At 45.1% G+C, this 4475-nt stretch carries 3 protein-coding genes and 1 pseudogene; all 4 read left to right on the top strand.

Annotated features, from left to right (window positions below):
• Nucleotides 1-125: 125 nt before the first annotated feature.
• A pseudogene (locus F6K20_RS40870) lies at nucleotides 126-305 on the top strand (RNA-guided endonuclease TnpB family protein); the annotation flags it as partial.
• Between the two features lie 128 nt (nucleotides 306-433).
• Entirely contained in the window at nucleotides 434-1924 is a 1491-nt protein-coding gene (locus tag F6K20_RS25625; RefSeq protein ID WP_502708876.1) for a 2Fe-2S iron-sulfur cluster-binding protein, read from the top strand.
• 505 nt (nucleotides 1925-2429) lie between these two features.
• Nucleotides 2430-2633: a hypothetical protein gene (locus tag F6K20_RS25620; protein WP_008190940.1), complete on the top strand. Its 204-nt coding sequence runs from the start codon at nucleotides 2430-2432 to the stop codon at nucleotides 2631-2633.
• A gap of 884 nt (nucleotides 2634-3517) precedes the next feature.
• Nucleotides 3518-4475: DUF6851 domain-containing protein (locus F6K20_RS25615; RefSeq protein ID WP_353736829.1), on the top strand; the 958-nt coding region annotated here is incomplete at its 3' end.

Here is a 4475-nt window from a genome sequence, read left to right as displayed (position 1 = left end):
TCACCAGAGCTGCCACCAATACATACACAGCAGCCAAAAAGATACTTAGGAGCCGTATGCAACGAAAGTCGCACGTACGGATTTGTAGGAGAGATGCTCCCCTTAATAGGGGACATCGACTCTAACAGTTAGTCAACATTGGCGCAAGCAAAGTAATTAAATCAAAAGTTGATGGCCGAACAATGGATCGGGACATTAACGGCGCTCGTGGGATATTCCTACGGGCTTTGGGAGATACCCCCTGGCTGAGAAATCAGCTTGCATTAGTGAGCCAAGATCTGCTTTTGGTAGATTCTGGTAGCTAAAAAGTATCGGTACTACCGATGAAGACAAGTTGAGATGAATTGTGAGCTCACAATAGACGATACCTTCATAAATTTCAGCAATTGACGCAATTGACCCATTAGTTCGGTAATGTGGAGTGACACAAAACATGCTGACGACTACAATCATCAACTACCAAACCAACGAGTTACAGGAAAAAACCCTGAAACCAGCAACTGGAATTCAAGGTGAGTATCTGATTGGCCGCCATCCGAGCTGTGACCTAGTCTTGGATAGTCCTGTAGTGAGTCGTGTACACGGCAGAATCCTATGCATAAGGGGACAGTGTTTCTTTACTGACCTCGGTAGCACCGATGGCTCTCGGATCAATAATGAGGAGGTAGATGTTAACCAAAACTGGCTCCTGAAGGAAGATGATATCATCCGCATCGGTGAATTTGTGTTGTTGGTCAAAGACCTACAGCTCTATGGCTCTAACCAGGAAGCCAACCTGGTAGATGGTAATAGCCCTGGAATCAAGCAGTGGACTAAGGGTGAGATTACTGTCCGCTGTGTACAGGTCATTAATGAGACCGATGATGTGAAAACATTTCGCTTCGTTGCCGAACCACCAATACTGTTCAGCTACAAGCCAGGTCAGTTTGTCACTCTCGATTTGGAGATTGATGGCAAACCAGTGAAGCGTTCCTACTCCATATCTTCGGCCCCCTCACGTCCTCATACCTTGGAAATTACTGTCAAGAGAGTTCCAGCACCAGCGGACGCTCCTGATGTGCCAGCGGGTTTGGTGTCTAACTGGTTGCACGACAACATCAAAGTTGGGTCCGAGGTGAGATTAAATGGTCCAATGGGGAAATTTACCTGTGCTGACCATAGGGCTGATAAACTGCTGTTTATTTCAGCAGGTAGTGGCATTACCCCGATCATGTCTATGTCCAAATGGCTTTGTGATACCGGTGCTGATGTGGATGTTGTGTTTGTCCACAGTGCTCGTAGCCCACAAGATATCATCTTCCATCAGAAATTACAGTTGATGGCCGCTTTGCACCCTAATTTTAAGCTGGCGATTACCACGACTCGCCCAGAACTCGACCAAGCTTGGTCCGGTTATACCGGAAGACTCAATGAAGCCATGCTGGCAGAGATGGCTGCAGATTTTCGCGATCGCATTGTTTATGTCTGTGGCCCGAATCCCTTTATGGCAGGGGTGAAAGAGATGCTAGCCGGTCTAGACTTCCCCATGGAAAACTACCATGAAGAGAGCTTTGGCGGCAAAAAGCCCTCAAAAAAGAAAGCAGCAGCAACAACTCCTGAACCAGTCAAAGGGGAAGATCGTCCTAGACTACACCTAGTAGAATCACCATCAACCTCTAATGAACCCACTGTGGTCTTTGCTGAGTCTGGCAAGGAGGTCACCTGTGATGCTGAGGATGTCATCCTAGATGTGGCGGAACAAGAAGGGGTGCCATTACCAAGTGGTTGCCGCATGGGAGCCTGTGGTGCTTGTAAGCGCAAGCTTATAGAAGGGAAGGTAGAGTATGATGAACAGCCTGACGCTCTGGAAGAGGACGAACGGCAACAAGGGATGATTTTGACTTGTGTGGCTCGTCCTGTAGGACGAGTAGTGGTTAGCGCATAAACATCTCAAGTCAACGGTTCAATGATTAATGTAGCTTACTACTGATTCAGGTCAATAAAGCTCAACCAGAAAAGGGAAAAGGTTTCATAACAGTTCATATTTCGCCAAATACCTTTTCCCTAGCTGAAATCCCCGCAATTTTGGGGAGTTATAGCAGAAGTCAGAAGTCAGAAGTAAAACTCTTGCGCTTACTTAGGTTTGAGACTTTTGTCATCTCCTAACTGCCCTGGCGACTGCTATATTACTCAAAATACGAACTCTGTGAAGATTGTGACAATTAGGTGAACAAAACCTGAGGATTTGTGAAAACTACTGGTCGTTATCAGTAACTCTGATTATGACCAGGGATTTTTCCTGTGAAAATACGAGACTAATTTGTGAAGATCATGACCATGAGGTTGGCCAAATCGAATCAATAACAGAAACGTGATTAATAAGTGCTACCAACTTAAGGCAGTAAACCTGATCTAGCGATGGTTTTGGCCTCTGGGATATTGAGCTAATTATGGTCAGAATTTTGTCCCGGTTTACCCTGGTAGCGGTAACTCTAATCATGACGATTCCCAGTTTCTGTGAAACTTGTGAAAATATGGATATCTTTTATGAAGATTTCTTAAAGTTACCAAGAAGTTTACTGATGAGGATTGACGTTGTTTGTGAAAATACGGATGATAACTGTGAAGGATTTAAATCTAGCCAAAAATTTTGACCTATGTGTCAAGTACCGAGAACTCCCAAAGACTCTGATTAATCAACCAGATCTAAGGAATTTATGCTCAGAGTTCCTAGTCTGTTCAGGGTAAACGCATCTAATTTTATGACTTATATATAGTGTTTATTGAATTCACAAAACACTATATGTGTAAAATGCCTTGTCAACAACCACAAGAATGCAGAATTTATTGATAATTTTTTTCGATTTTTTTTTAATTATTGAGAATAATTACGAATTAATTGACAAGATGCGTTTACCATGCTACTATAATATGGGTCTTATTTGAATCTATTTTGGAACTTGATTCAACGGCAAGACATCAGTGTTTTTACCTGTAGTGTAAGCATATGCGCTACAGATGGTGCTACTTGAGGTGCCGTCAGCCGTCAGCCGTCAGCCGTCAGCCGTTTGCCAATGGCTGATAGCTGAATGCTGATAGCTGAATGCTGATACCTGAATGCTGATACCTGAATGCTGATACCTGAATGCTGAATGCTGAATGCTGAATGCTGAATGCTGAATGCTTACCCTGTAGTGTTCTCGGGAGACTATTTATCCTAAATTTTATCCTAAATTGGTGAGACGACCTGATCTCATCATTGCTTTTTCCCAGGTAACCAATCCGATCGGGAAGGACCTTTTGCTACCGTCCAATCTACCGTCCAATCTACCGTCCAATTTTTAGACCTCTTGCATAAAAAGCCAACAACAGGGTGATAACTACTGTAGTTGCCTCGTAAAAACCGTCCAATCTACCGTCCAATTTTTAGACCTCTTGCATAAAAAGCCAACAACAGGGTGATAACTACTGTAGTTACCTGGTAGAAATTGACTTTTGCAAAAGGTCTTTTCAAGAACAACCAGTCACGGGTGTAAATATGAAAAATTTATTTTCGGCTCACCATCAAGGGCTGACAAAACGACAGCATCTCTCCTCACTCCTAACCATTGGAGTAACAACCGCAGGGCTATCCCTTGGCTTACCAGCACAAGCCATAGACCTGACACTAGACAACAGCGCTAATCTGTGGGTGGATCAAGCCTTGAGGGCAGTAGAAAATAACCCGCAATTGGGTCCGACAGGAGCCTCCCGGGCTTATGGCATCTTGGGTACTGCTATGTACGATGCCTGGTCGGCTTATGAAGGAACACCGATTAGCACCACTCTTGGGGATACTCTGCAACGTCCTGATATTGAGAACACCCTCGAAAATAAGTCTCTAGCGATTAGCTATGCCGCTCATAGCGTCCTCTCGGACCTTTTCCCTTCTGAGGTTGCTTCTTTCGATGCCCTTCTGACTGATGTGCGATCGCTTGCTGGCAACTCTGCTTCTATCCCTACTGCTACCAACGTTGGTAAAACAGTAGCCAACAGCTTATTGCAGTTCCGACGTCAGGATGGTTCCAACCAGTTAGGAAATGACCCGAGGGGTACACTTGGTGTTCCTTACTCCGACACCACTGGCTATCAGCCTCTCAACGGTCCCGATAACATCGTCGATATCACTCGCTGGACACCAGAGCGGGTACCAATTGACAGCCCGGATGCCAGGCTGCAACGGTTTTTGACTCCCCAGTGGGGCAACGTTACTCCCTTTGCCTTGAGCTCTGGGTCTGAATTTAGACCACCAGAACCAGAACCTTTTCTGCTTGTAGAGGGTACTCTGAATCGGGAGGAGCGTACCGTCACTCTTGAAGATGGTACAGAGGTTAGTCTGGTTAACGAAGACGGCGAGATTAATACTGACGTTGTCAACCCTGGGTTTATCGAGCAAGCTGAGCGGCTCATTGAGGTCAGCGCTAATCTGACCGATGAGCAAAAAATAGTAGCTGAGA

It is taken from the genome of Moorena sp. SIO2C4 (assembly GCF_010672485.1).
GTDB lineage: Bacteria > Cyanobacteriota > Cyanobacteriia > Cyanobacteriales > Coleofasciculaceae > Moorena > Moorena producens.
This window is presented reverse-complemented; position numbering and strand designations above follow the sequence as displayed.